Annotated in this window: 17 protein-coding genes and 1 pseudogene; 14 read left to right on the top strand and 4 right to left on the bottom strand. The window is 74.5% G+C overall.

The window, feature by feature from the left end:
* Positions 1 to 3: 3 nt before the first annotated feature.
* A complete protein-coding gene (locus tag WBK50_RS15765) occupies positions 4 to 1,539 on the bottom strand; it encodes a phosphatase PAP2 family protein (protein WP_445942364.1) in 1,536 nt (511 codons plus the stop codon).
* Between the two features lie 123 nt (positions 1,540 to 1,662).
* On the opposite strand from WBK50_RS15765, the gene pafA reads away from it, so the two are divergent.
* Entirely contained in the window at positions 1,663 to 3,024 is a 1,362-nt protein-coding gene (pafA, locus tag WBK50_RS15760; RefSeq protein ID WP_341336346.1) for a Pup--protein ligase, read from the top strand.
* Positions 3,025 to 3,124: 100 nt separating this feature from the next.
* On the opposite strand, the gene WBK50_RS15755 is transcribed toward pafA, so the two are convergent.
* Positions 3,125 to 3,373: a hypothetical protein gene (locus tag WBK50_RS15755; RefSeq protein WP_341336345.1), complete on the bottom strand. Its 249-nt coding sequence runs from the start codon at positions 3,371 to 3,373 to the stop codon at positions 3,125 to 3,127.
* A 196-nt stretch (positions 3,374 to 3,569) separates the two neighbouring features.
* On the opposite strand from WBK50_RS15755, the gene WBK50_RS15750 reads away from it, so the two are divergent.
* The 7 genes and pseudogenes from WBK50_RS15750 (at position 3,570) to WBK50_RS15720 (ending at position 11,501) form a co-directional block, all read left to right on the top strand.
* Positions 3,570 to 4,565 (top strand): helix-turn-helix transcriptional regulator, encoded by a 996-nt coding sequence (locus WBK50_RS15750; RefSeq protein ID WP_341336344.1) that lies wholly within the window; start codon positions 3,570 to 3,572, stop codon positions 4,563 to 4,565.
* Positions 4,562 to 5,560: a helix-turn-helix transcriptional regulator gene (locus WBK50_RS15745; RefSeq protein ID WP_341336343.1), complete on the top strand. Its 999-nt coding sequence runs from the start codon at positions 4,562 to 4,564 to the stop codon at positions 5,558 to 5,560. Before WBK50_RS15750 ends, WBK50_RS15745 begins: the two co-directional genes overlap by 4 nt.
* Positions 5,557 to 5,748 carry a hypothetical protein gene (locus WBK50_RS15740; protein WP_341336342.1) on the top strand — a complete coding sequence of 64 codons (192 nt, stop codon included), beginning with the start codon at positions 5,557 to 5,559 and terminating at the stop codon, positions 5,746 to 5,748. The genes WBK50_RS15745 and WBK50_RS15740 overlap by 4 nt, the downstream gene beginning before the upstream one ends.
* A gap of 88 nt (positions 5,749 to 5,836) precedes the next feature.
* Positions 5,837 to 6,109 carry a Sec-independent protein translocase subunit TatA gene (tatA, locus tag WBK50_RS15735; RefSeq protein WP_341336341.1) on the top strand — a complete coding sequence of 91 codons (273 nt, stop codon included), beginning with the start codon at positions 5,837 to 5,839 and terminating at the stop codon, positions 6,107 to 6,109.
* A gap of 63 nt (positions 6,110 to 6,172) precedes the next feature.
* A complete protein-coding gene (gene tatC / locus WBK50_RS15730) occupies positions 6,173 to 7,099 on the top strand; it encodes a twin-arginine translocase subunit TatC (protein WP_346271526.1) in 927 nt (308 codons plus the stop codon).
* A 131-nt stretch (positions 7,100 to 7,230) separates the two neighbouring features.
* Positions 7,231 to 10,004, top strand: a pseudogene (locus tag WBK50_RS15725) (DEAD/DEAH box helicase).
* Positions 10,005 to 10,247: 243 nt separating this feature from the next.
* Positions 10,248 to 11,501, top strand: a complete 1,254-nt coding sequence (locus WBK50_RS15720; protein WP_341336339.1) for a DUF4333 domain-containing protein — start codon at positions 10,248 to 10,250, stop codon at positions 11,499 to 11,501.
* An 86-nt stretch (positions 11,502 to 11,587) separates the two neighbouring features.
* Here WBK50_RS15720 and WBK50_RS15715 read toward each other — a convergent pair whose 3' ends face one another.
* Positions 11,588 to 12,538: a 5'-3' exonuclease gene (locus WBK50_RS15715; RefSeq protein WP_341339399.1), complete on the bottom strand. Its 951-nt coding sequence runs from the start codon at positions 12,536 to 12,538 to the stop codon at positions 11,588 to 11,590.
* 88 nt (positions 12,539 to 12,626) lie between these two features.
* Between WBK50_RS15715 and WBK50_RS15710 the strand changes: the two genes are divergently transcribed.
* On the top strand, positions 12,627 to 13,754 hold the full coding sequence (locus WBK50_RS15710; protein WP_341336338.1) for a M24 family metallopeptidase: 1,128 nt from the start codon (positions 12,627 to 12,629) through the stop codon (positions 13,752 to 13,754).
* Between the two features lie 11 nt (positions 13,755 to 13,765).
* Here WBK50_RS15710 and WBK50_RS15705 read toward each other — a convergent pair whose 3' ends face one another.
* Entirely contained in the window at positions 13,766 to 14,677 is a 912-nt protein-coding gene (locus WBK50_RS15705; RefSeq protein ID WP_341336337.1) for a hypothetical protein, read from the bottom strand.
* 415 nt (positions 14,678 to 15,092) lie between these two features.
* Here WBK50_RS15705 and WBK50_RS15700 point away from each other — a divergent pair, with 415 nt between their 5' ends.
* From WBK50_RS15700 to WBK50_RS15680, 5 genes are all read left to right on the top strand, one after another.
* Positions 15,093 to 15,281 carry a PspC domain-containing protein gene (locus tag WBK50_RS15700; RefSeq protein ID WP_341336336.1) on the top strand — a complete coding sequence of 63 codons (189 nt, stop codon included), beginning with the start codon at positions 15,093 to 15,095 and terminating at the stop codon, positions 15,279 to 15,281.
* A gap of 30 nt (positions 15,282 to 15,311) precedes the next feature.
* Positions 15,312 to 16,757, top strand: a complete 1,446-nt coding sequence (locus WBK50_RS15695) for an amidohydrolase (RefSeq protein WP_341336335.1) — start codon at positions 15,312 to 15,314, stop codon at positions 16,755 to 16,757.
* 178 nt (positions 16,758 to 16,935) lie between these two features.
* Positions 16,936 to 17,766 carry a PIG-L deacetylase family protein gene (locus tag WBK50_RS15690; RefSeq protein WP_341336334.1) on the top strand — a complete coding sequence of 277 codons (831 nt, stop codon included), beginning with the start codon at positions 16,936 to 16,938 and terminating at the stop codon, positions 17,764 to 17,766.
* 18 nt (positions 17,767 to 17,784) lie between these two features.
* Positions 17,785 to 19,434: an apolipoprotein N-acyltransferase gene (gene lnt, locus WBK50_RS15685; protein ID WP_341336333.1), complete on the top strand. Its 1,650-nt coding sequence runs from the start codon at positions 17,785 to 17,787 to the stop codon at positions 19,432 to 19,434.
* Positions 19,427 to 20,206, top strand: a complete 780-nt coding sequence (locus tag WBK50_RS15680) for a polyprenol monophosphomannose synthase (RefSeq protein ID WP_341336332.1) — start codon at positions 19,427 to 19,429, stop codon at positions 20,204 to 20,206. Before lnt ends, WBK50_RS15680 begins: the two co-directional genes overlap by 8 nt.
* Positions 20,207 to 20,221 lie beyond the last annotated feature (15 nt).

Genomic DNA, 20,221 nt, shown 5'->3' with positions numbered 1-20,221 from the left:
GCCCTAACCCTGGAACGGCCGGTCGCGGCCGGTCCACTTCGACTCGTCACGGCGGTAGACCGGGATCGGCTCCTTCGCGACCCGGAACGTGTAGCGGCCCGCCTCCTCCACGACCTCACCATCCGTCGCGAGCGAGCTCGGCACCTGCAGCTCGACGTCCAGCTCGGGGGTCTCCAGCTGGGTGTAGACCCGGCTGTGCCCGAGCGCGCCGAGGATCAGCGCGCCGACGACCCGGAGCCGGGAGAACCGGACGTCCGCGCGCAGCCACCGGACGTCGAGCAGGCCCGAGTCCAGCGTCGGGCGCCAAGCCGGGACGAAGCCGCGCGGGTGGTACGGGCCGTTGCCGACGAAGATGAACCAGACCTGCTGCCAGCGGCCCTCCACCTTGACGTCGACCTTCTCGGACTTGCGCAGCACCTGCACCAGTGCCACCGCGAACGCCGGCCACTTGCCCAGCCGCGGCTGCAGCTTCTCCCGCAGCCGGACGAGCTCGGGGTAGGAGCCGATCGAGGCGGTGTTGAGGAAGTACCGGGTCCGGATGACCTCCTCGCTCGCCGGCTCGGCGCCCCGCCCGGGGTGCGCCTCCACGAGCGCGAGGTCCACGGCGACGGCCTCGCCCGCCTGCGTGGCGTCGACGGCCTCCTGCAGGTCGTAGATGCCGACGTCCCGGGCGAAGTGGTTCAGCGTCCCCGCCGGGATGACGACCAACGGCAGGTGATGGCGCAGCGCGACCGCGGCGACGGCGGCCACCGTGCCGTCGCCACCCGCGACGCCCAGGGCCTTGACCCAGCTCCCGCGCTCGGCGATCGCCTCCTCGAGCTCCTCGACCAGGTCGATCCCCTCGCGCACACGCAGCAGGTGGGCGGCGGGTAGCGCCTCGGAGATGTCGTCGGTGATGTCGTACTCGGGCGGGCCGGAGTACGGGTTGGCGACGATCACGAGGCCCTCGCCCTGCGGGAGCGCGGGAACGGAGTCGACGGGCCGGGCGCGCGCCTCGTCGGTGACCCGGGCCGGCCACCAGCGGCGGGTGGCCAGCGCGACCCCGGAGCCGACGGCCGCGCCCGCCAGCACGTCCGAGGTCCAGTGCACACCGACGTGCACCCGCGAGTACGCGACGGCCGCGGCCAGCGGGACCACCGCGGGCGCCAGCCGGGGGCTCTCGATCGCGACGGCCGTGGCGAACGCCGCCGCGGACGCCGCGTGCCCGGACGGGAACGACGACGACGTCGGCGGGTCGGCGATCTTCTGGTAGGCGGGCAGCTCCGAGGCGGCCGGGCGGCGCCGGGGCAGCAGCGGCTTGAGGATCGCGTTGGCCGTGCCGCTGGCGCCGGCGATGGCGAGCACCCCGCGGAACGCGGCCTTGCGGGAGGCGCCGCGGCGCAGCGCCATGAGCGCGGCCAGGCCGAGCCAGAGCGTGCTGTGGTCCGCGGCCTTGGACAGGGTCTTCATGACGTCGTCGAGGGAGCTGGGCGGGCGCTGGGCCACCGCCCGGGAGATCGCCAGGTCGAGCGCGTTGACACCGACGGCACGCCGGGACACGACACGCCCGACAGCGTGGACCGGACGGGTGATCCGGGCGGGCGGGTTGACGCCGGCGACGCGCCGGATCCAGTCGGTCACAGGCCTGACAGTAGAGGCGTCCCTGCGCTTAGTCTGAACGGCATGCAGCGTCGGATCTTCGGGGTCGAGACCGAGTTCGGGGTCACGTGCACCTTCCACGGCCAGCGACGGCTGTCGCCGGACGAGGTCGCGCGCTACCTGTTCCGCCGCGTCGTGTCGTGGGGGCGGTCGTCGAACGTCTTCCTGCGCAACGGTGCCCGCCTCTACCTGGACGTCGGTTCCCACCCGGAGTACGCGACCGCCGAGTGCGACTCCCTGAACCAGCTCGTCGCCCACGACAAGGCGGGCGAACGCATCCTCGAGGACCTCCTGGTCGACGCCGAGCGCAGGCTCGTCGACGAGGGGATCGGCGGGGACATCTACCTGTTCAAGAACAACACCGACTCCGCGGGGAACTCCTACGGCTGTCACGAGAACTACCTCGTGGCGCGGCAGGGCGAGTTCTCCCGGATCGCGGACGTGTTGCTGCCGTTCCTGGTGACGCGCCAGCTCATCTGCGGCGCGGGCAAGGTCCTGCAGACCCCGCGCGGCGCCGTGTACTGCCTCAGCCAGCGCGCCGAGCACATCTGGGAGGGCGTCTCCAGCGCCACCACCCGCTCACGCCCGATCATCAACACCCGCGACGAGCCGCACGCGGACGCCGAGCGGTACCGGCGGCTGCACGTCATCGTCGGCGACTCGAACATGAGCGAGGTGACCACCCAGCTCAAGGTCGGGTCGGCGCACCTCGTGCTCGAGATGATCGAGGCGGGCGTCCAGTTCCGGGACTTCACCCTGGACAACCCGATCCGCGCGATCCGCGAGATCAGCCACGACCTCACCGGCCGGCGCACCGTGCGTCTGGCCGGGGGCCGCGAGGCCAGCGCGCTGGACATCCAGCGCGAGTACCACGCGCGGGCGGTCGAGCACCTGCAGGCGCGGGGCAGCGAGGACCGGACGATGGAGCGCGTCGTCGAGCTGTGGGGGCGCACGCTCGACGCCGTCGAGTCGCAGAACCTGTCGCTCATCGACCGCGAGATCGACTGGGCGATCAAGCACCGGCTCGTCGAGCGCTACCAGGCCAAGCACGACATGGACCTGGCCAGTGCCCGCGTCGCCCAGCTGGACCTCGCCTACCACGACATCCGCCGCGGCCGCGGCCTGTTCGACCTGTTGCAGCGCAAGGGCTTGGTCGAGCGGGTGACGGACGACGGCGAGATCGAGGTCGCGAAGGACACCCCGCCGCAGACCACCCGGGCCAAGCTGCGGGGGGACTTCATCGCCGCCGCGCAGGCCGCCGGGCGGGACTTCACGGTGGACTGGGTGCACCTCAAGCTGAACGACCAGGCGCAGCGCACCGTGCTGTGCAAGGACCCGTTCCGCGCGGTCGACGAGCGCGTGGACCGCCTGATCGCGTCCCTCTGAGCGGGGCTCGGCCCCCTTTTCGCACGAACGGCTCTTCCGCTCGTACCTACTGAGCGAAAGAGCCGGTCGTGCGTTCGGGTCCGGGAACGGCGAGCCGCCGCTACTCGATTCCGGGCATCATCTTCTTCCGCAGGTCGGCGAGCATGTCCTGCACCGGCGCGGCGGCGGGCCCCGCGTGGTCCGGGGCGGAGGCGATCCCCAGGGCCGTGAGCAGGGCGGACGCCGCCTCCGCCGGGTCTCCGGTCTCGCCGAGCACCGGGTGCAGACCCTGCTCGGCGAGGTGGTGGAAGACCAGGTTGACGACGCTCCACGGGTTGAAGGTCTCGACGCTGCTGTCGACCTCGCTCATGGCCCCTGCCTTCCGTTCGTTCGCGTTCCGGCCGTGTCCGGCGTCACAGCCGAGCCTTGATCCGGAGCGGGTGCGCGTCAAGGTGGGCGGGCGTCCCAGGATGAGACACCCGGCCCGCCCGCGGCTCCGGTTCGGTGATCGGGCGCGTTACCCCGGTCGGCCCCGCGCGCGCAGGTGTCGGCCGTACGATGCCCGCGTGTCGTCCGCTCGCGCAGAGAGACTGGTGAACCTGGTCCTCTGCCTGCTGTCGACCCGGCAGTTCCTGACGGCGGAGCGGATCCGCGCCACCGTCCCCGGGTACGCGGACGCGACGAGCGACGAGGCCTTCTTCCGGATGTTCGAGCGGGACAAGACCGAGCTGCGCGAGCTCGGCGTCCCGCTGGAGACCGGGCGGCGCTCGGCCTTCGACACGGTTGAGGGCTACCGGATCGCCCGCGGCGACTACGAGCTCGGCGACGTGGACCTCGACGCCGAGGAGGCCGCCGCCGTGGCGCTGGCCGGGAGCCTGTGGGACTCCCCGGAGCTCTCGGGTGCCGCCCACGGCGCCCTGGTCAAGCTGCGGGCCGCCGGCGTCGAGGTCGACGAGACCCGCGGTTCCGTACAGCCCCGGGTCCGGGCGGCCGAGCCCGCGTTCGCGCCCCTGCTGGCCGCGGTCCAGGCCGGTCGGGTGGTCCGGTTCGACCACCGCCGCGGCGGGCCGACCGGGGACGTCGTGCGCCGGACCGTCGAGCCGTGGGGGGTCGTCTCGTGGCGGGGTCGCTGGTACCTCGTCGGGTACGACCGGGACCGGGCGGACGTCCGGTCGTTCCGGCTGTCGCGAGTCATCCCCCCGGTCACGGCGCTGGGGGAGCCGGGTGCCGTCACGGTCCCGCCCGGCACGGACCTCATGGCCTACGTCCGCAGCACCTTCGAGTCCGGGCCCGTCACCGGGACCGCGCGGCTCTGGGTGGCCGAGGGGCAGGCGCACGGGCTGCGCCGGCTCGGCCGGGTCGTCGGGCCCCGGGAGCACGGCGGGCGTCCCGGCGACGAGCTGGAGATCGACCTGCGCAGCGAGCGCACGGTGGCGCGCTGGCTGGCCGGTCACGGCCCGGACGTCGTCGTGCTGCGGCCACCGGAGCTCGCGAAGCTGGTCCGGGACAACTGGATCGGCGTCCTCACCGCCCACACCGCGCCGCACGGGGCGCCGCCGTGACCGGGGGCGGCGTCACGGACCGGCTGCCACGGCTGCTCAACCTCGTGCCCTACCTGCTGGCCCGCCCGGGCATCCCGATCACCGAGGCCGCCGCGGACTTCGGCATCACCGAGCGCCAGCTGCGCCGGGACCTCGAACTGTTGTGGATGTGCGGGCTGCCCGGCTACGGGCCCGGTGACCTGGTCGACCTCTCCTTCGCCGGGGACACCGTCACCGTCACCGAGGACGCGGGCATGCGCCGGCCGCTGCGGCTCACCACGGCGGAGGCGACGGCGTTGCTGGTCGCCCTGCGCACGCTCGGCGAGGCTCCCGGCATCGTCGACACCGCCGCGGTCCGCCGCGCCACCGCCAAGATCGAGCGGGCGGTCGGGGACGCGGGGCTGACGACCGTCGCCGTCGACCTGACGCGGGAGGAGGAGGCCACCACGGCCGCCGTCCGCACCGCGCTCGAGCAGCGCCGTGCCCTGCGCATCCGCTACTACACCGCGGGCCGGGACGCGGTCTCGCAGCGCGTCATCGACCCGATGCGGCTGCTGCTCGTCGAGGGCCGCGGGTACCTCGAGGCGTGGTGCCGCCGTGCCGAGGGCGTCCGGCTGTTCCGGCTGGACCGGGTGGAGGACGTCGAGACGCTCGACGAGCCGGCCGCCCCGCCCCCGGACGCGGAACCCACCGACGTCTCGGCCGGGCTGTTCCGGCCCAGCGCGGAGCACCGGACCGCCGTGCTCGAGGTGGCCCCGGAGGCGCGGTGGATCGCCGAGTACTACCCGGTGGACGAGGTCGTCGAGCTGGACGGAGCCGGGAACGCTCCGGGGACGGCCCGGGTGCTGCTGCGCTACGCGGATCCGGGTTGGCTGGTCAGGCTCGTGCTGGGCCTCGGCGGTGGGGCCCGGGTGCTGGAACCGCCGGAGGTCGCGGCCGCGGTGGCCGAGCGGGCGCGCGCGGCGCTCGCCGGACTGGACGAGGCGCCATCGCCTCAGGTGGGGAGTACGACGTGAGCGGGTTCGTGGTGCCGATCCTCGTGGCGGCGGTCGGGCTGCTGGCGCTGCTGCTGCTCCTGGTGCTGCTGCTGGGGCATCTGCGGCGGCTCGCCCGCAGCCTGGTTCGCCTCCGCCGCTCGACGATGTCCGGAATCGCCCCGCTTGTGGCGTCCGCGGCCGCGATCAGGGCCCGCAGGGAGCCCTGACCTCGCCGTTCGAGCCGGGCATTCTGGCGCGGTGAACGCGGATGCGTACTATCGGCACCGTCTCTCGCTCCGTCGGAAGGATCAGGTCATGCCGAACCTCGGTGGCTGGGAGTTCGTCATCCTGGTGGTGGTGGTGCTGTTGCTCTTCGGCGCCAAGAAGCTCCCGGACATGGCGCGCTCGGTCGGTCAGTCCGCCCGCATCTTCAAGGGCGAGATGAAGGGCATGAAGGACGACCCGAAGAAGGACCAGGACGAGGGCGCCGTCCCGCCGCCGTCGGCCCTGCCGCCGTCGGACAAGGTGCCCCCGGCCCACATCGACGCCCCGACGGCCCAGCCGGGTCGTACCGATACCCCGCAGTAGGCGTTCGCGCACGTGGTCAAGCTCAAGCTGGGGCGCCGTCGGCCGAAGAGTCCCGACGGCACGATGACGCTGATCGAGCATCTCTACGAGCTGCGGAACCGGCTCGGGATAGCGCTGCTCGCCATCCTGGTCACGACGATCGTCGGCTACATCTGGTTCGAGGTCGGGTTCTTCGGCGGGCCCAGCCTCGGCGCGCTGCTGAAGGAGCCCTACTGCTCCCTGCCGGCGTCGGCGCGGGCCCAGTTCACCGCGGACGGTTCCTGCACGTTGCTCGGCACGGGCCCCTTCGACCAGTTCACGCTGCGGCTCAAGGTGGGCACCACCGCGGGCGTGGTGCTGGCCTGCCCGGTGTGGCTCTACCAGCTCTGGGCGTTCATCGTGCCCGGCCTGTACGCGAAGGAACGCCGCTTCGCGCTGATCTTCGTGTCCGTGGCCGCGGTGCTCTTCGTCGCCGGCGCGGTGCTCGCGTACTTCGTCGTCTCGCAGGGCCTGTCCTTCCTGCTGACGATCGGCAGCGAGGTCCAGACGACGGCGCTCTCCGGCGACAGCTACTTCGGCTTCGTCATCGCGCTGCTGCTGATCTTCGGGGTGAGCTTCGAGATCCCGCTGCTGGTGGTGATGCTCAACCAGGTCGGCATCCTCAGCTACGAGCGGCTGCGCAAGTCCCGCCGCGGGCTGATCTTCGGCCTGTTCGTGTTCGCCGCGATCGCCACGCCCGGCCAGGACCCCATCTCCATGACGGCCCTCGCCGCCGCGCTGACGATCCTCTTCGAAGTGGCCATCCAGATCTCCCGGGTGCACGACCGGCGCAAGGACAAGCGCCGCGTCGCCGAGGGCTGGGACGACTGGGACCCGGACGAGCCCTCCCCGATCGACACCACGCCCAGCGCCGTCGAGGCGCCCTCACCGGTCGTGACCACACCGGTGGAGCCGCCGGGCCCCAGGGACCCCGACCACTACCGGGGCGGCGGCCTCAACGACGTCACCTGACCCCGCTGACGCACGGGGCCGCGTGCCGACGCACGGCTCGGAGCATGTGCGCGGGCAGTGGACCTGTGCGTGAGCGGGCCCACCCCTGTTCGCGACGGCGAACAGTAGGTGAGGTGTGACAGCCTGGTGAGGTGGCCAGTAGCACACCGGCTCTGCCGGTCTCCCCCGCCGCGGCGTACGCCTCGGCCAAGGCCCGCACGGCCCGCCCCCGGCTGACCGAGTTCACCGGCACGCTCCCGTTCGAGCTCGACGGGTTCCAGCGCGCGGCGTGCGGTGCGCTGGAGGACGGGCACGGGGTCCTCCTCTGCGCCCCCACGGGCGCGGGCAAGACGGTCGTCGGCGAGTTCGCGGTGCACCTCGCGCTCGCCCAGGGCCTCAAGTGCTTCTACACGACGCCGATCAAGGCGCTGTCGAACCAGAAGTACGCGGACCTCGTGGCCCGGCACGGGCAGGCCGCGGTCGGCCTGCTCACCGGGGACACCAGCGTGAACCCGGACGCGCAGGTGGTCGTGATGACCACCGAGGTGCTGCGGAACATGATCTACGCGGGTTCCCGGTCCCTGGAGCACCTCGGCTACGTCGTCATGGACGAGGTGCACTACCTCGCGGACCGTTTCCGCGGCGCCGTGTGGGAGGAGGTCATCCTCCAGCTGCCCGAGCACGTCGCGCTGGTCAGCCTGTCCGCCACGGTCAGCAACGCCGAGGAGTTCGGGGACTGGCTGGTCACCGTGCGCGGGGACACCACGGTCGTCGTGGACGAGATCCGGCCGGTGCCGCTGTGGCAGCACATGATGGTCGGGAACCGGATGTTCGACCTGTTCGCGGAGAGCTCCTCCGGGGAGCTGACGGTCGACCCCGAACTGGCGCGGCAGACCCGCGAGCTCGAGCGGCGGGACTCCATCTCGGGCTGGGACCGGGGCCGCGGCCGCGGCGGCCGGGCGGGGCGGCCCGGTCCCGGGCAGCGCTCCGGGTACCGGCCGCCGTCCCGCGTCACGGTGATCGACCGGCTGGACCGCAACGGCCTGCTGCCGGCCATCACGTTCGTGTTCAGCCGCGCGGGCTGCGACGCCGCCGTCGGGCAGTGTGTGCGCGCGGGGCTGCGGCTGACCAGCGAGGACGAGGTCGACGAGATCCGCCGCATCGTCGAGAAGCACACCGGGGACCTGCCGCAGGCCGATCTCGCGGTGCTGGGCTACTGGGAGTGGCGCGACGCGCTGGAGCGGGGCATCGCCGCGCACCACGCCGGGATGCTGCCGGCGTTCAAGGAGACCGTCGAGGAGCTGTTCGTCGAGGGGCTCGTGCGGTGCGTGTTCGCCACCGAGACCCTCGCGCTGGGCATCAACATGCCCGCCCGCACGGTCGTGCTGGAGAAGCTCGTCAAGTACAACGGCGAGGCCCACGTCGAGCTGACGCCCGGGGAGTACACCCAGCTCACCGGCCGGGCCGGGCGGCGCGGGATCGACGTCGAGGGGCACGCCGTCGTCATCTGGGCGCCGGGGGTGGACCCCGAGCAGGTCGCCGGGCTGGCGTCGACGCGCACGTACCCGCTGCGCAGCTCGTTCCGCGCCGGCTACAACATGGCGGTCAACCTGGTCGGACGCCTCGGCGTCGACGCGGGGCGGGACCTGCTGGAGCAGTCCTTCGGCCAGTTCCAGGCGGACCGCTCGGTCGTCGGGATGGCCCGGCGGATCGAGCGCAACCAGGAGACGCTCGACGCCTACGCCGAGTCGATGCAGTGCCACCTCGGGGACTTCAACGAGTACGCGCGGCTGCGGCGCCAGGTCTCGGACCGCGAGAAGTCGCTGAGCCGGCAGGGCAGCGCGGACCGCCGGGACGCCGCCGCGGAGGCGCTGCGGACCCTGAAGCCGGGCGACGTCATCGCCGTGCCCGGCGGGAAGCGGGCGGGCCTCGCCGTCGTCCTGGACCCGGGGGTCGAGCCGGACGGGGACGTGCGACCGCTGGTGCTGTCCGAGGACCGCTGGGCCGGGCGGCTCTCCGCGGCGGACTTCCCCACGCCCGTCGAGGCGCTGGGCCGGATGCGCCTGCCCAAGCACGTGGACCACCGCTCGCCGCGGGTGCGCCGGGACCTGGCCTCGTCGCTGCGGGACACCGGCATCGAGCCGCCCGTGCCGCAGCGCCGGCGCGGCCGCAGCGCCGCCGCGGACGACCCCGAGCTCGCCACCCTGCGCCGGGCGCTGCGCTCACACCCGTGCCACGGCTGCGCGGACCGCGAGGCCCATGCCCGGTGGGGCGAGCGGTACGCCCGGCTCGAGCGGGAGACCGACCAGATCCGGCAGAAGGTCCGAGCCACCACGCACTCGCTGGCCCGCGGCTTCGACCGGATCCGCGCGCTGCTCACCGAGCGCGGCTACCTCGACGGCGACGACGTCACGGACAACGGGCGCAGGCTCGCCCGGCTCTGGGGCGAGTCGGACCTGCTCGCCGCCGAATGCCTGCGCCACGAGGTCTGGGAGGGGCTGGACCCGGCCGAGCTCGCCGCGGTGGTGTCCGCGCTGGTCTACGAGACCCGCCGGGACAACGCACCCGTGCCGCGGGTCCCCGCCGGTGCGGTGTCCGAGGCGCTGGAGAAGACCGTCCGGATCTGGAGCGACCTCGAGTCGGACGAGCGCCGCCACAAGATCGACCGCACCCGCGAGCCCGATCTCGGGTTCGCCTGGCCGATGCACCGCTGGGCCAGGGGGAGTCCCTCGGGCAGGTCCTCGCCGCGGCCGAGCGCAACGGGCAGGAACTCTCCGCCGGAGACTTCGTGCGCTGGACCCGGCAGGTGCTGGACCTGCTGGAGCAGATCGCCGGGGTCGCCGGGCGTGGGACACCGGTCGGGCGGACGGCGGCGCTCGCCGCGGGCGCGGTGCGTCGCGGGGTCGTGGCGGCCGGGGTCGCCTGATCGGTGGAAGGTCGGCGAGGACGCGCGGTGACCACCCGGGCACCGCGGGTGCCTGCCGCGCAGGCCGGCCGGCACGCTCGGCGGTGCGGTCGCCCCGCTCGGCGGGGGCGGTCCCCGAACCGCTGCCACGCGGCCCGGGCCTGTGCTTTGATCGCCGGACCGTCCGCGAGTGAGCACCACCGGTGCCCGCCGGACGGTGCACGTCGCACGGGCCGCGGACGGCCGGACACGGGAAGGTTCTCGATGAGCACGCCACAGGGACCGCACGGCACGCCCCGCCGCGGGGACGACGCCGACAGCCCGCAGGCTCCCGACGAGCCGGACTGGGGCACGCCCCCCGCCGGTGGCTGGGGAGGTGGCTGGTCGGCGGAGCCGCAGGCCGGGCAGGGCTGGGGTTCCGCCGGCCAGGACCAGGGCGAGCAGGCCGGGTACGGGTCGCCGCAGCACGGCGCGCAGTACAGCGGCGCGCAGTCCGGGCCGGGGCAGTACGGGCAGGCTCGCTACGACCGGCCGCGGTACGACCAGGCCTGGTACGACCACCCGCAGCAGCCCGGATACGGGTCGCACCCCGGCGAGCAGCAGTACGGCGGACAGCAGTACGGGGACCGCCGGCAGGGCGAACCGGACCAGGGCTGGTCCGGCCACCGGCCGGACGCCGAGCAGGGCTGGTCGCCGTCCGGTGGCAGGGAGCAGAACTGGTCGCCTTCGGGCACCGACCAGGGCTGGGAACCCACCACCGGCACCGATCAGGGCTGGGATCCCACCGGCACCGACCAGGGCGGTATCGCCTCGTCGACCGGGGGGTGGCACGAGGACCAGGCCCAGGACGCCGACCGCGGCCGGTACACGGACCGTGCCCCCGAGGGCGGGGGCGACCCGGCCCGGGAGCAGCAGTGGGCCCCGGAACAGGAGTGGGACGGCGCCGGCAGCCGCGAGGAGACCGAGCAGGGCCGGGGCGGCGACCGCCAGGGGTGGCCCGACGGCCCCGTCGACCAGGGGCGCCAGCCGGCGTGGTCGGGTGAGCAGGGATGGTCCCCGGAACACGGCACGCAGGGCCCGCCCGACGAGCAGGCCTGGGCCGGGCACCCGGGCAGACCCGGACAGCAGGGCCGCGAAGCCCCCATGCCGCCGGCCTGGGACCCGCGCGAGGCGCAGCGCGGGTCCCGCCGTTCGCCGGGTCGGCCGGGGCGTTCGCCGCTCCCGTTCGTCACCGGCGGTCTGGTGCTCGTGCTGCTCGTCGCGGCCGCCGTCGTCCTGTTCGTGACGCCGGGATACCTGACCACCCGCACCTTGGACCAGGGCGCGCTCAACCAGGGCGTCGCCCGGATCCTGCAGCAGGACTACAAGCTCGGCGCCACGGACGTGAGCTGCCCGAGCGGGGTCGAGGTCGCGCCCGGGAGCGCATTCACCTGCGACGCGAAAGTCGACGGCGAGGCCGTGAAAGTGCCCGTCACGATCCTGGACGAGGACGGGACGTACCAGGTACGGCGCGTCTGACCCCGGAACCCGCCGGGCCGCTCCCGCGTGCCGGGACGCCGTGCCCGCCACCGCCGGGTAGCGGCGCGCCGTCCTTGCCGAACTGTCTAGGACGCCGCCTTGTGCAGGGCCGTGACCAGCCGCTTCATCGACGACGTCAGCCCCCACCGCTCCGCAAGCGCCACGAGCGCGTCGGGGTCCGCGGGCGTCGCGGGCAGGGTGTCCGGCCGGTCCAGGTGCACGGGCGCGTCCTGCACCACCCGCACCACCGGCTCGACGACCTCCAAGTACGGCGCCGCGGCCGCGAGCTTGGACCGCACCGTGGACGCCAGCCGCGTGTCCCCGGCGTCGGTGATCGCGGCGCGCAGCTCCGCCCACGAGCCGAAGCGGCTCACCAGCGTCGCCGCCGTCTTCGCCCCGACGCCCGGGACGCCCGGCAGCCCGTCCGAGGGGTCCCCGCGGAGCATCGCCATCTCCGCGTAGGCCTCGCCGGCCCGGCCGACGGGCACCGCGTACTTCTCGGCGACCTCCGCCGGCCCCAGCAGCTCCGCCTTCGCCAGCCCGCGGCCGACGTAGAGCAGCCGCACCGGCGTCGGCTCCTCGCGGACGATCTGCATGAGGTCCCGGTCCCCGCTCACCGCGAGCACCGGGTCCACCGACTCGGTGTGCGCGAGCGTGCCGATCACGTCGTCCGCCTCGTGGCCTTCGGCCCCGCCGGTCGCGATCCCCGCCGCGGCGAGGACCTCCAGCAGGATCGGGACCTGCGGGCCGAGCGTGTCCGGGACCTCCTCGGGGATCCCGGCCGGATTGGTGTCCGCCGCCTGCTCGGCCACCACCCGGTGCGCCTTGTAGGAGGGCAGCGCCGCCACCCGGAACGCGGGGCGCCAGTCCAGGTCCAGGCAGGCGACGAGCCGCGACGGCCGCTGCTCGGTCACCAGCCGGGAGACCATGTCGCAGAACCCGCGGACCGCGTTCACCGGCGTCCCGTCCGGGGCCGTGATCGACTCCGGGACGCCGTAGTAGGCGCGGAAGTACATGCTGGCGGCGTCGAGCAGCATCACGGGACGGTCGTCGGTCACGGTGAGGGAATATGCCAGCCCCGATCCCGGCTCCACCCGACGGGCCGCCCGGAATATCCTCGTCGACATGACTGCTGCCGTCCCCACCGAGCTGCTCGCCGACCGCCTGCGCCGCGCCGGTGAGGTCGCCGCCGCCCAGGACTCGGACGTCGTGCTGATCACCCCGGGCACCGATCTCCGGTACCTGCTGGGCCACGAGGGCGAGTCCCACGAGCGGCTGACCTGCCTGGTGCTCCCCGCCGCAGGTCACCTGGCCCCGCCGGCGCTGGTGGTCCCGAAGCTGGAGGCGCCCGGGTTCGCCGGGGTGCCGCTCGAGGAGCTCGGCGTCGAGGTGTTGACGTGGACGGACGGGGAGGACCCCTACCTGCTGGTCAGCGACCTGGCGGGCGGTCCGTCCCGGATGGCCGTCGCGGACGGGATGCCCGCCCGGCACGTCCTGCGGCTGCGCGACGCGTTCCCGGAGGTCGGCCAGACGCTCGCGGACCCGATCCTGCGTGAGCTGCGGATGCGGAAGGACGCGGCCGAGGTGGCGCAGCTGCGCGAGGCCGGCGCGGCCATCGACCGGGTGCACGCACGGATGGCGGAGTTCCTCAAGCCCGGCCGGACCGAGGCGCAGGTCGGCGCGGACATCGCGGACGCGATCCTCGAGGAGGGGCACGCCGCCGCCGCGTTCGTGATCGTCGGGTCCGGGCCGAACGGGGCCAGCCCGCACCACGACGTGTCGGACCGGGTGATCGAGAGCGGCGACGTCGTCGTCATCGACATCGGCGGGCCGCTGCCCGGCGGTTACAACTCGGACTCCACCCGCACCTACGCGGTCGGCGCCGCGCCGTCCGCCGAGGTCCGGGACACCTACGCGGTGCTGCAGGAGGCCCAGGACCGTGCGGTGCGGTTCGTCCGCCCCGGCGTGACGGCCGAGCAGGTCGACGACGCGGCCCGGGCCCCGATCGCCGAGGCGGGCTTCGGCGCGCAGTTCGTGCACCGCACCGGGCACGGCATCGGGCTCGACGTGCACGAGGAGCCCTACATCGTCGGCGGCAACGCCCTGCCGCTCGAGCCCGGGATGGCCTTCAGCATCGAGCCGGGCATCTACCAGGAAGGACGCTGGGGCGCCCGCATCGAGGACATCGTCGTGGTCACCGAGGACGGCTGCGAGCAGCTCAACAAGCGCCCCCGGGACCTGGTCGTCCTCTAGGGCCCTGGGCCTCAGACCGCTGCCGACGTGATCGGCGGCGGCAGGCCCGAGTTCGCCCGCAGGCCGCCCTGCGGGGTGACCTCGCAGGCGCCCTGCCGCGCCCCGGCCTTCACGAACTCGCCGAGGCACCCGCCCAGCAGCGCGTGCGCCTCGGCGTTCGGGTGGAAGGACTCCTGGAAGAGGTGCTGGCCGAGGGCGTCGAGCCGGCCGTGGACCAGCGCCTGCGGGTCCACCGTGATCCGCCGCTGCCACTCGCCGGCGGCCGTGCCGCGGCTGCACGCCTCGTGCCCCTCCGTGGCGCGGGAGAGGTCCAGGAACCGCACGCCGGTCCGCTCGGCCACCCCGCGCAGCGCCTCGGCGAGCTGCGGGAACGCGACCGTACGGCCCCAGCCCGCGTCCGGCCGGCTGAGCGGGCAGCCCTCCACACCGTGCAGCGGCCCCATGGCCTCCGTGACCGGGGACGCGTAGGACGCCAGGACGAACGCGTAGCCGTCATCGGCGTACCCGGCGTCCCGCATGGCCTGCTGCACGTCCCGCACCGCCGCCTCGACATGCGGGGCCATCGCCGCGAGCCGTCCGGCCCACTGCGGCCCGACGGTGTCCCGGCACGGCGCGACGGTCGGGTCCACGAAGGTCCGGATGCACGCCACCGCGGTGCGGGTCAGCGCCGGCTCGTCGTTCGCGCCGACCTGCAGCGTGACGGCCACGACCCGGTGGGTCCGGGCGATCTCCCGCAGCCGCGCGGCCTGCGATCCCTCGCCGTTCCGCCCGGGCGCGCCGAACCCGACGTCCGCCGAGTCCGCGCCCGAGCACGCCAGGTTGATCCCGGCGTCCGCCAGCCCGGTCCGGTGCACGAACGCGTTCGACGACCGGTGGCACCAGTTCCCGTTCTCCCCGCGTGCCGGGCTCGTAGGCGTCCGCACCCTCCCCGGAGGCGGTGCTGTCCCCGAGCGCGACGACAGCGGTCGGCGGGGGCGCCTCCGCCCACGCGGGCGGGCCGACGGCGGGGAGCAGCAGGAACGTCGTCAGCACGACCAGGGGAGCGGCACGGAGGCGGCGGAGGCGGGGCACGGACCGGACGTTATGGCGATCATGGAAACCGGACCAGCACCTCGTCGGGTACCTGTGGAGGAGAACGGGTGATCCACCGTCCGGCCCAGCGGCCCGAGGGCCGAAGGAGTGACGCGTTCCTCCGTACGGCCCTCCGGTTGTCCACAGCCGCGCCTCCGGGGGAACTCGGGGGACATATCGGGGCGTTCCCGGAGCAGAAACCAACCCGGTACGGGCACGGTGGTTCTGCAGCGCCGACCGCCGCCGCTGACCGAAGAAGGAGTCCTCGTGGCGACCACCCTCACCCGTCCCCGCCAGGGAGCGATCATCGCCGGTGTCTGCGCCGGCCTCGCGGAGCGCTTCGGCTGGAACGTCTCCGTCGTCCGCCTGCTGTTCCTGCTGTCGCTCATCCTGCCGGGCTCGCAGGTCATCGTGTACCTGGTCCTGTGGCTGCTCATGCCGCGGCGCCCGTACTGACGGACCGGCCGGGCTGATAGACCTGCGCGTGTGCCCCGCACCCTGCTGACCGGACTCCGGACGCCCGGAGCGCACCCCACGGCGCTGGAGGTGGCGGACGGCCGGATCACCTGGTCCGGCCCGGCCGCGGACGCCGCGGACCGGGCCGCCGGGGCAGCGGTGCAGGACTGGCACGGTGCCACCGTCACGCCGCCCTTCGTCGACGCGCACGTGCACGCCACCGCGTCCGGCCTGCTGATCCACGGCCTGGACCTCAGCGCATGCCGGACGCCCGAGCAGCTGCTCGACGCGGTGGCCGCGGCCCCGCCCGCCGCCGTCATCTGGGGCCACGGATGGGAGGAGAACCGCTGGTCACCGGCCCGGGTGCCCACCCGCGCCGAGCTCGACCGCGCCGCGGCCGGGCGGCCCGCCTACCTCAGCCGGATCGACGTGCACTCCGCACTGGTCTCCACCGCCCTGGTGGACCGCGCCCCCGGGACCGTCGGCGCCGAGGGCTGGACCCCGGACGGCCCGCTCGCCGCGGCCGCCCACCATCACGTCCGCCGCGCCGCGCTCGCCGCCCTCGACCCCGGCCAGCGCCGCGCCGCGCAGCGCGCCTTCCTGGATCTGGCGGCGAGCCGCGGCGTGGGCACCGCCCACGAGTGCGCGGGCCCGGACATCTCCGGCCGGGACGACCTCGCGGACCTCCTCGGCGCGGGCAGCGGCGTCGAGGTCGTCGGCTACTGGGGCGAGGCGGTCGGCACCGCGGACGAGGCGCGCGACCTGGTGGCGCGGACCGGCGCCGCGGCTCTCGCCGGGGACCTCTTCGTCGACGGCTCGATCGGCTCCCGCACGGCGGCTCTCCGCGAGCCCTACGCGGACGCCCCCGGCTGCCGCGGCAACCGCTACCTCGACGCCGACGCCGTCGCGGCCCACCTCGTCGCCTGCACCCGCGCGGGCATCCGGGCCGGCTTCCACGTCATCGGCGACGGGGGAGCGGACCTCGTCCTCGCCGGGCTCGACGCCGCGGCCGCCGCGACGTCACCGGAGGCCGTCCGGGCCGCGCGGCACCGGCTCGAGCACCTCGAGATGGTCGACGCCGCGCAGATCGCCCGGCTCGCCGAGCTCGGCGTCGTCGCGAGCGTCCAACCCGCCTTCGACGCCGCGTGGGGCGGGCCGTCGGGCATGTACGCCACCCGGCTCGGCCCCGCCCGGGCCGCCGCGATGAACCCGTTCGCACCGCTCCTCGCCGCCGGTGTCCCGCTCGAGTTCGGCTCGGACTCGCCGGTGACGCCCGTCGACCCGTGGGCCGGCGTCCGCGCGGCCGTCGAGCACACCAACCCCGACCTCGCCCTGGACCCCGGCGCCGCCCTCGCCGCGCACACCGGCGGCGCGCAGCTGCGCGAGGGAGCGCCCGCGAGCTACGCCCTCTGGGACGGCACGACGTGCCTGCGCCTGGTCCGCGACGGCCGCACGCTGCACGAGACACGCCGGTGAGCCCCCGACACGCCGGGATCCGGGGCGGCTGTGGCATCATCTGCCCCGTGATTCGCCGGACCAGCTGCCGCCCCGTCACCGGGCTGTGCTGTCCGGGGTCCTGTCGCACCTCGCGCTGAACCCCCGGAACCGTCCGCCCGGCCGCTCGAGCGGCCCCGCACGTCTGCGAACACCCTTCATGCTTTCTGCAGTCGACCTGTCCGGTCACACCGTCCTCGCCCTGCACCCGCACCCGGACGACGAGGCGATCTTCACCGGGCTCACCCTCCGCCGCCTCGCGGACGCCGGCGCCCGCGTCGTCCTCGTCATGGCCACGTCCGGGGACCTCGGCGAGGCGCTCGTCCCGCTCGCGGCCGGCGAGTCCGTCGCCCAGCGCCGCGTCCGGGAGCTCGAGGACGCGGCCGAGATCCTGGGTGTCGCCCGTCTCGTCATGCTGAACCGCCGGGACTCCGGCCTCCCCGGGGACCCGAGCAACCACCACCCGCTCGCCCTGGCCGCCGCCGAGCCGCTCGCGCTGGCCAGCCGGATCGCCGAGCTGGCCGACGCCGAGGGCGCAGGCACGCTGATCGTCGACGACGAGCTGGGCGTCTACGGCCACCCGGACCACCGGATGTCCGGGCTCGTCGGGTCCATCGCGGGCGAGCTGACCGGCGCCACCGTCTACCGGACGACTGTCGACCGCGAGCACCTGCACGTCACCGCCCCGGGCGGGCACCTGGTGCACGGCGCGGCCCGCGCCGCGGAGGTCGACTTCGGGCGGGTCACCGCGGAGATCGGCCTGGCCGTGACCGGCGACGAGCGGCACCTCGCCGCCAAGCGCGCCGCCATCCTCGCGCACGCCAGCCAGGTCGCCCCGGTCGACGTCCCGGAGGCCGGTTTCGCCGCCACCTACGGCTACGAGTGGTTCCGCCGGACCGCCGGCGCCACGGGCGCGCTCGACCTGCTCGGCAACGCGCACCTCATCGGCCCCGCGGTCCGGGCGCACGCCCTCACACCCGCCGCCGGCTGAGCGCCGTACGCTCGTCCGGTGGCCGCCCCGACCCTCGACCCACCCGCGGATGCCGCCCCGACCCCGCCCCGCTCGCGGCCGCTCACGCCGACGCTCGCCCGGGTGCTGGTCGCCGTCGGCGCGGGCCTGCTCCTCTACGCGACGTTCCCGCCCCGACCCCTCTGGTGGCTCGCGCCCGTGGCCTACGGCCTGCTGTTCGCCGTCGTGCGGCACGTCCGGGCCCGGCGCGGTTTCCTCCTCGGGTTCCTCTTCGGACTCGCGTTCCTGCTGCCGCTGCTCAGCTGGACCGGCGGGATGGTCGGTGCGCTGCCCTGGATCGCGCTGTGCGTGTTCGAGGCGCTCTTCTTCGGCCTGGCCGGTGCCGGGATGACCATGGTCTCCCGGCTGCGCGGGGCGGCGCTCTGGGCCGCCGCGGTGTGGGTCGGGATCGAGGCGGTCCGGGGCCGGGTGCCGTTCGGGGGGCTGCCGTGGGGGCGCGCCGGGTTCGGGCAGCCGGAGGGCCTCTTCCTCCCGACGGCCTCGATCGGCGGCGTCCCGCTGCTCTCGTTCGTCACGGTGCTCGCCGGGTTCGCGCTGGCCGAGATCGTCCGTCGGCTGGTCCGCCGGGAGATCCGCGGCGCCGCCGTCCCGGCGGCGCTCCTGGTCCTCGCCCTGGCCGCCGGGCCCCTCGCGTCCCTGGTCCCGGCCACCGTCGACGGCCCGGACCGCACGGTGACCATCGCCGCGGTCCAGGGCAACGTGCCGCGGCTGGGCCTGGAGTTCAACGCCCAGCGCCGCGCGGTGCTCGACAACCACGTCCGCGTCACCGAGCAGCTCGCCGCGGACATCGCCGCCGGCCGGCAGGCCCAGCCGGACGTCGTGATCTGGCCGGAGAACTCCTCGGACATCGACCCGTTCCGCAACGCGGACGCCGCCGCCGAGATCAGCCGGGCCGCCGCGCTGGTGAAGGCCCCGATCCTGGTCGGCAGCGTGCTCGTGAACGCGGACCGGACCACCAGCAACTCCGTGCTCCTGTGGGACCCCGTGGCCGGGCCCGTCGCCCGCAACGACAAGCGCCGCATCCAGCCCTTCGGCGAGTACATGCCGTGGCGCTCGTTCTTCCGGCTGTTCTCCAGCTGGGTCGACCGGGCGGGCAACTTCGTGCCCGGTCCGGGCCCCGGGGTCCTGCACGCGGCGGGGATCCCGGTGGGCATCACCATCTGCTGGGAGGTCGCGTTCGACGACCTCGTCGCGGACAGTGTCGACGCCGGCGCGACCGTCCTCGCGGTGCCGAGCAACAACGCGACCTTCGGGCTCAGCGAGATGACCTACCAGCAACTGGCCATGTCGAAGATCCGCTCCGTCGAACACGATCGGTCCTCGATCGTCGTCACCACGAGTGGCGTGTCCGCGGCGATCACGCCGGGCGGTACGGTGACCGCCGGCACCGGGCAGTTCGTGCCCGGGACCCTGGTCGGTGCAACGGTGCTCCGCGACACGACTACGCTGGCGTCACGACTACGGTCGGTACCCGAGTGGATGCTGACCGTCGTCGGCGTGGTGGCGATCGGCGCGGCGGTCCTGAGGGGTCGGCGCCGGCGCACGGACTCCGCCGTCGTCGGGGCACCGGCGGCCCCAGGAGCCCATGGTGAGAGTGGGCCCACGGTGAGAGAGGACGAGGATGGCTGAGCCCCCGGGCCCGGTTCTGGTGGTGATCCCCACGTACGAGGAGCGGGAGAACCTCGGACCGATCGTGACGCGGCTGCACGCCGCCGTACCGGCGGCGGACGTCCTCGTTGTCGACGACGCGAGCCCGGACGGCACGGGCGAGCTCGCCGAGGAGATGGCGGCGGCGGACCCGCGGATCCGCGTGCTGCACCGGCCGGGGAAGGCCGGCCTCGGTGCCGCGTACCTCGCCGGTTTCCGGCACGCCCTGTCCGGTGAGCACCAGGTCGTCGTCGAGATGGACGCGGACGGCTCGCACGCCCCCGAGGACCTGCCCTCCCTGCTCGCGGCGCTGACGGACCCGGGGGCGGACCTCGTGCTCGGGTCCCGGTACGTCGACGGCGGTGAGGTCGTGAACTGGCCGGCGCACCGCCAGTGGATCTCGCGCAGCGGCAACGTGTACTCGCGGCTGGCGCTCGGCGTCCCGATCCGGGACATCACCGGCGGCTACCGGGTCTTCCGGCGTCAGGTGCTCGAGGAGCTCGACCTCGGCCACGTCTCGTCGCAGGGCTACTGCTTCCAGGTGGACATGGCCTGGCGCGCCTATCAGGCCGGCTTCCGCGTCCGCGAGGTGCCGATCACCTTCGCCGAGCGCGAGCGCGGCTCGTCGAAGATGAGCGGCGCGATCGTCGGGGAGGCTCTGCTGCGCGTCACGCAGTGGGGTCTCGCACACCGGCTGCGCAGACTGCGCCGCAAGCCCGAGGAGACGACGAGCGAGGGCTCCGTCCCGGCCTGACCCGGTCTGCCCCGG

The sequence above is a fragment of the Pseudonocardia sp. T1-2H genome (assembly GCF_038039215.1).
Taxonomy (GTDB): Bacteria; Actinomycetota; Actinomycetes; order Mycobacteriales; family Pseudonocardiaceae; genus Pseudonocardia.
Note: the sequence above shows the minus strand (reverse complement) of the source record. Positions and strands in the feature narration are given on the sequence as shown.

Coding starts and splice junctions, on each gene's coding strand:
- pafA (WP_341336346.1), top strand. CDS start 1,663: ATGCAGCGTCGGATCTTCGGGGTCGAGACCGAGTTCGGGGTCACGTGC.
- WBK50_RS15755 (WP_341336345.1), bottom strand. CDS start 3,373: ATGAGCGAGGTCGACAGCAGCGTCGAGACCTTCAACCCGTGGAGCGTC.
- tatA (WP_341336341.1), top strand. CDS start 5,837: ATGCCGAACCTCGGTGGCTGGGAGTTCGTCATCCTGGTGGTGGTGGTG.
- tatC (WP_346271526.1), top strand. CDS start 6,173: ATGACGCTGATCGAGCATCTCTACGAGCTGCGGAACCGGCTCGGGATA.
- WBK50_RS15720 (WP_341336339.1), top strand. CDS start 10,248: ATGAGCACGCCACAGGGACCGCACGGCACGCCCCGCCGCGGGGACGAC.
- WBK50_RS15715 (WP_341339399.1), bottom strand. CDS start 12,538: ATGCTGCTCGACGCCGCCAGCATGTACTTCCGCGCCTACTACGGCGTC.
- WBK50_RS15710 (WP_341336338.1), top strand. CDS start 12,627: ATGACTGCTGCCGTCCCCACCGAGCTGCTCGCCGACCGCCTGCGCCGC.
- WBK50_RS15690 (WP_341336334.1), top strand. CDS start 16,936: ATGCTTTCTGCAGTCGACCTGTCCGGTCACACCGTCCTCGCCCTGCAC.
- WBK50_RS15680 (WP_341336332.1), top strand. CDS start 19,427: ATGGCTGAGCCCCCGGGCCCGGTTCTGGTGGTGATCCCCACGTACGAG.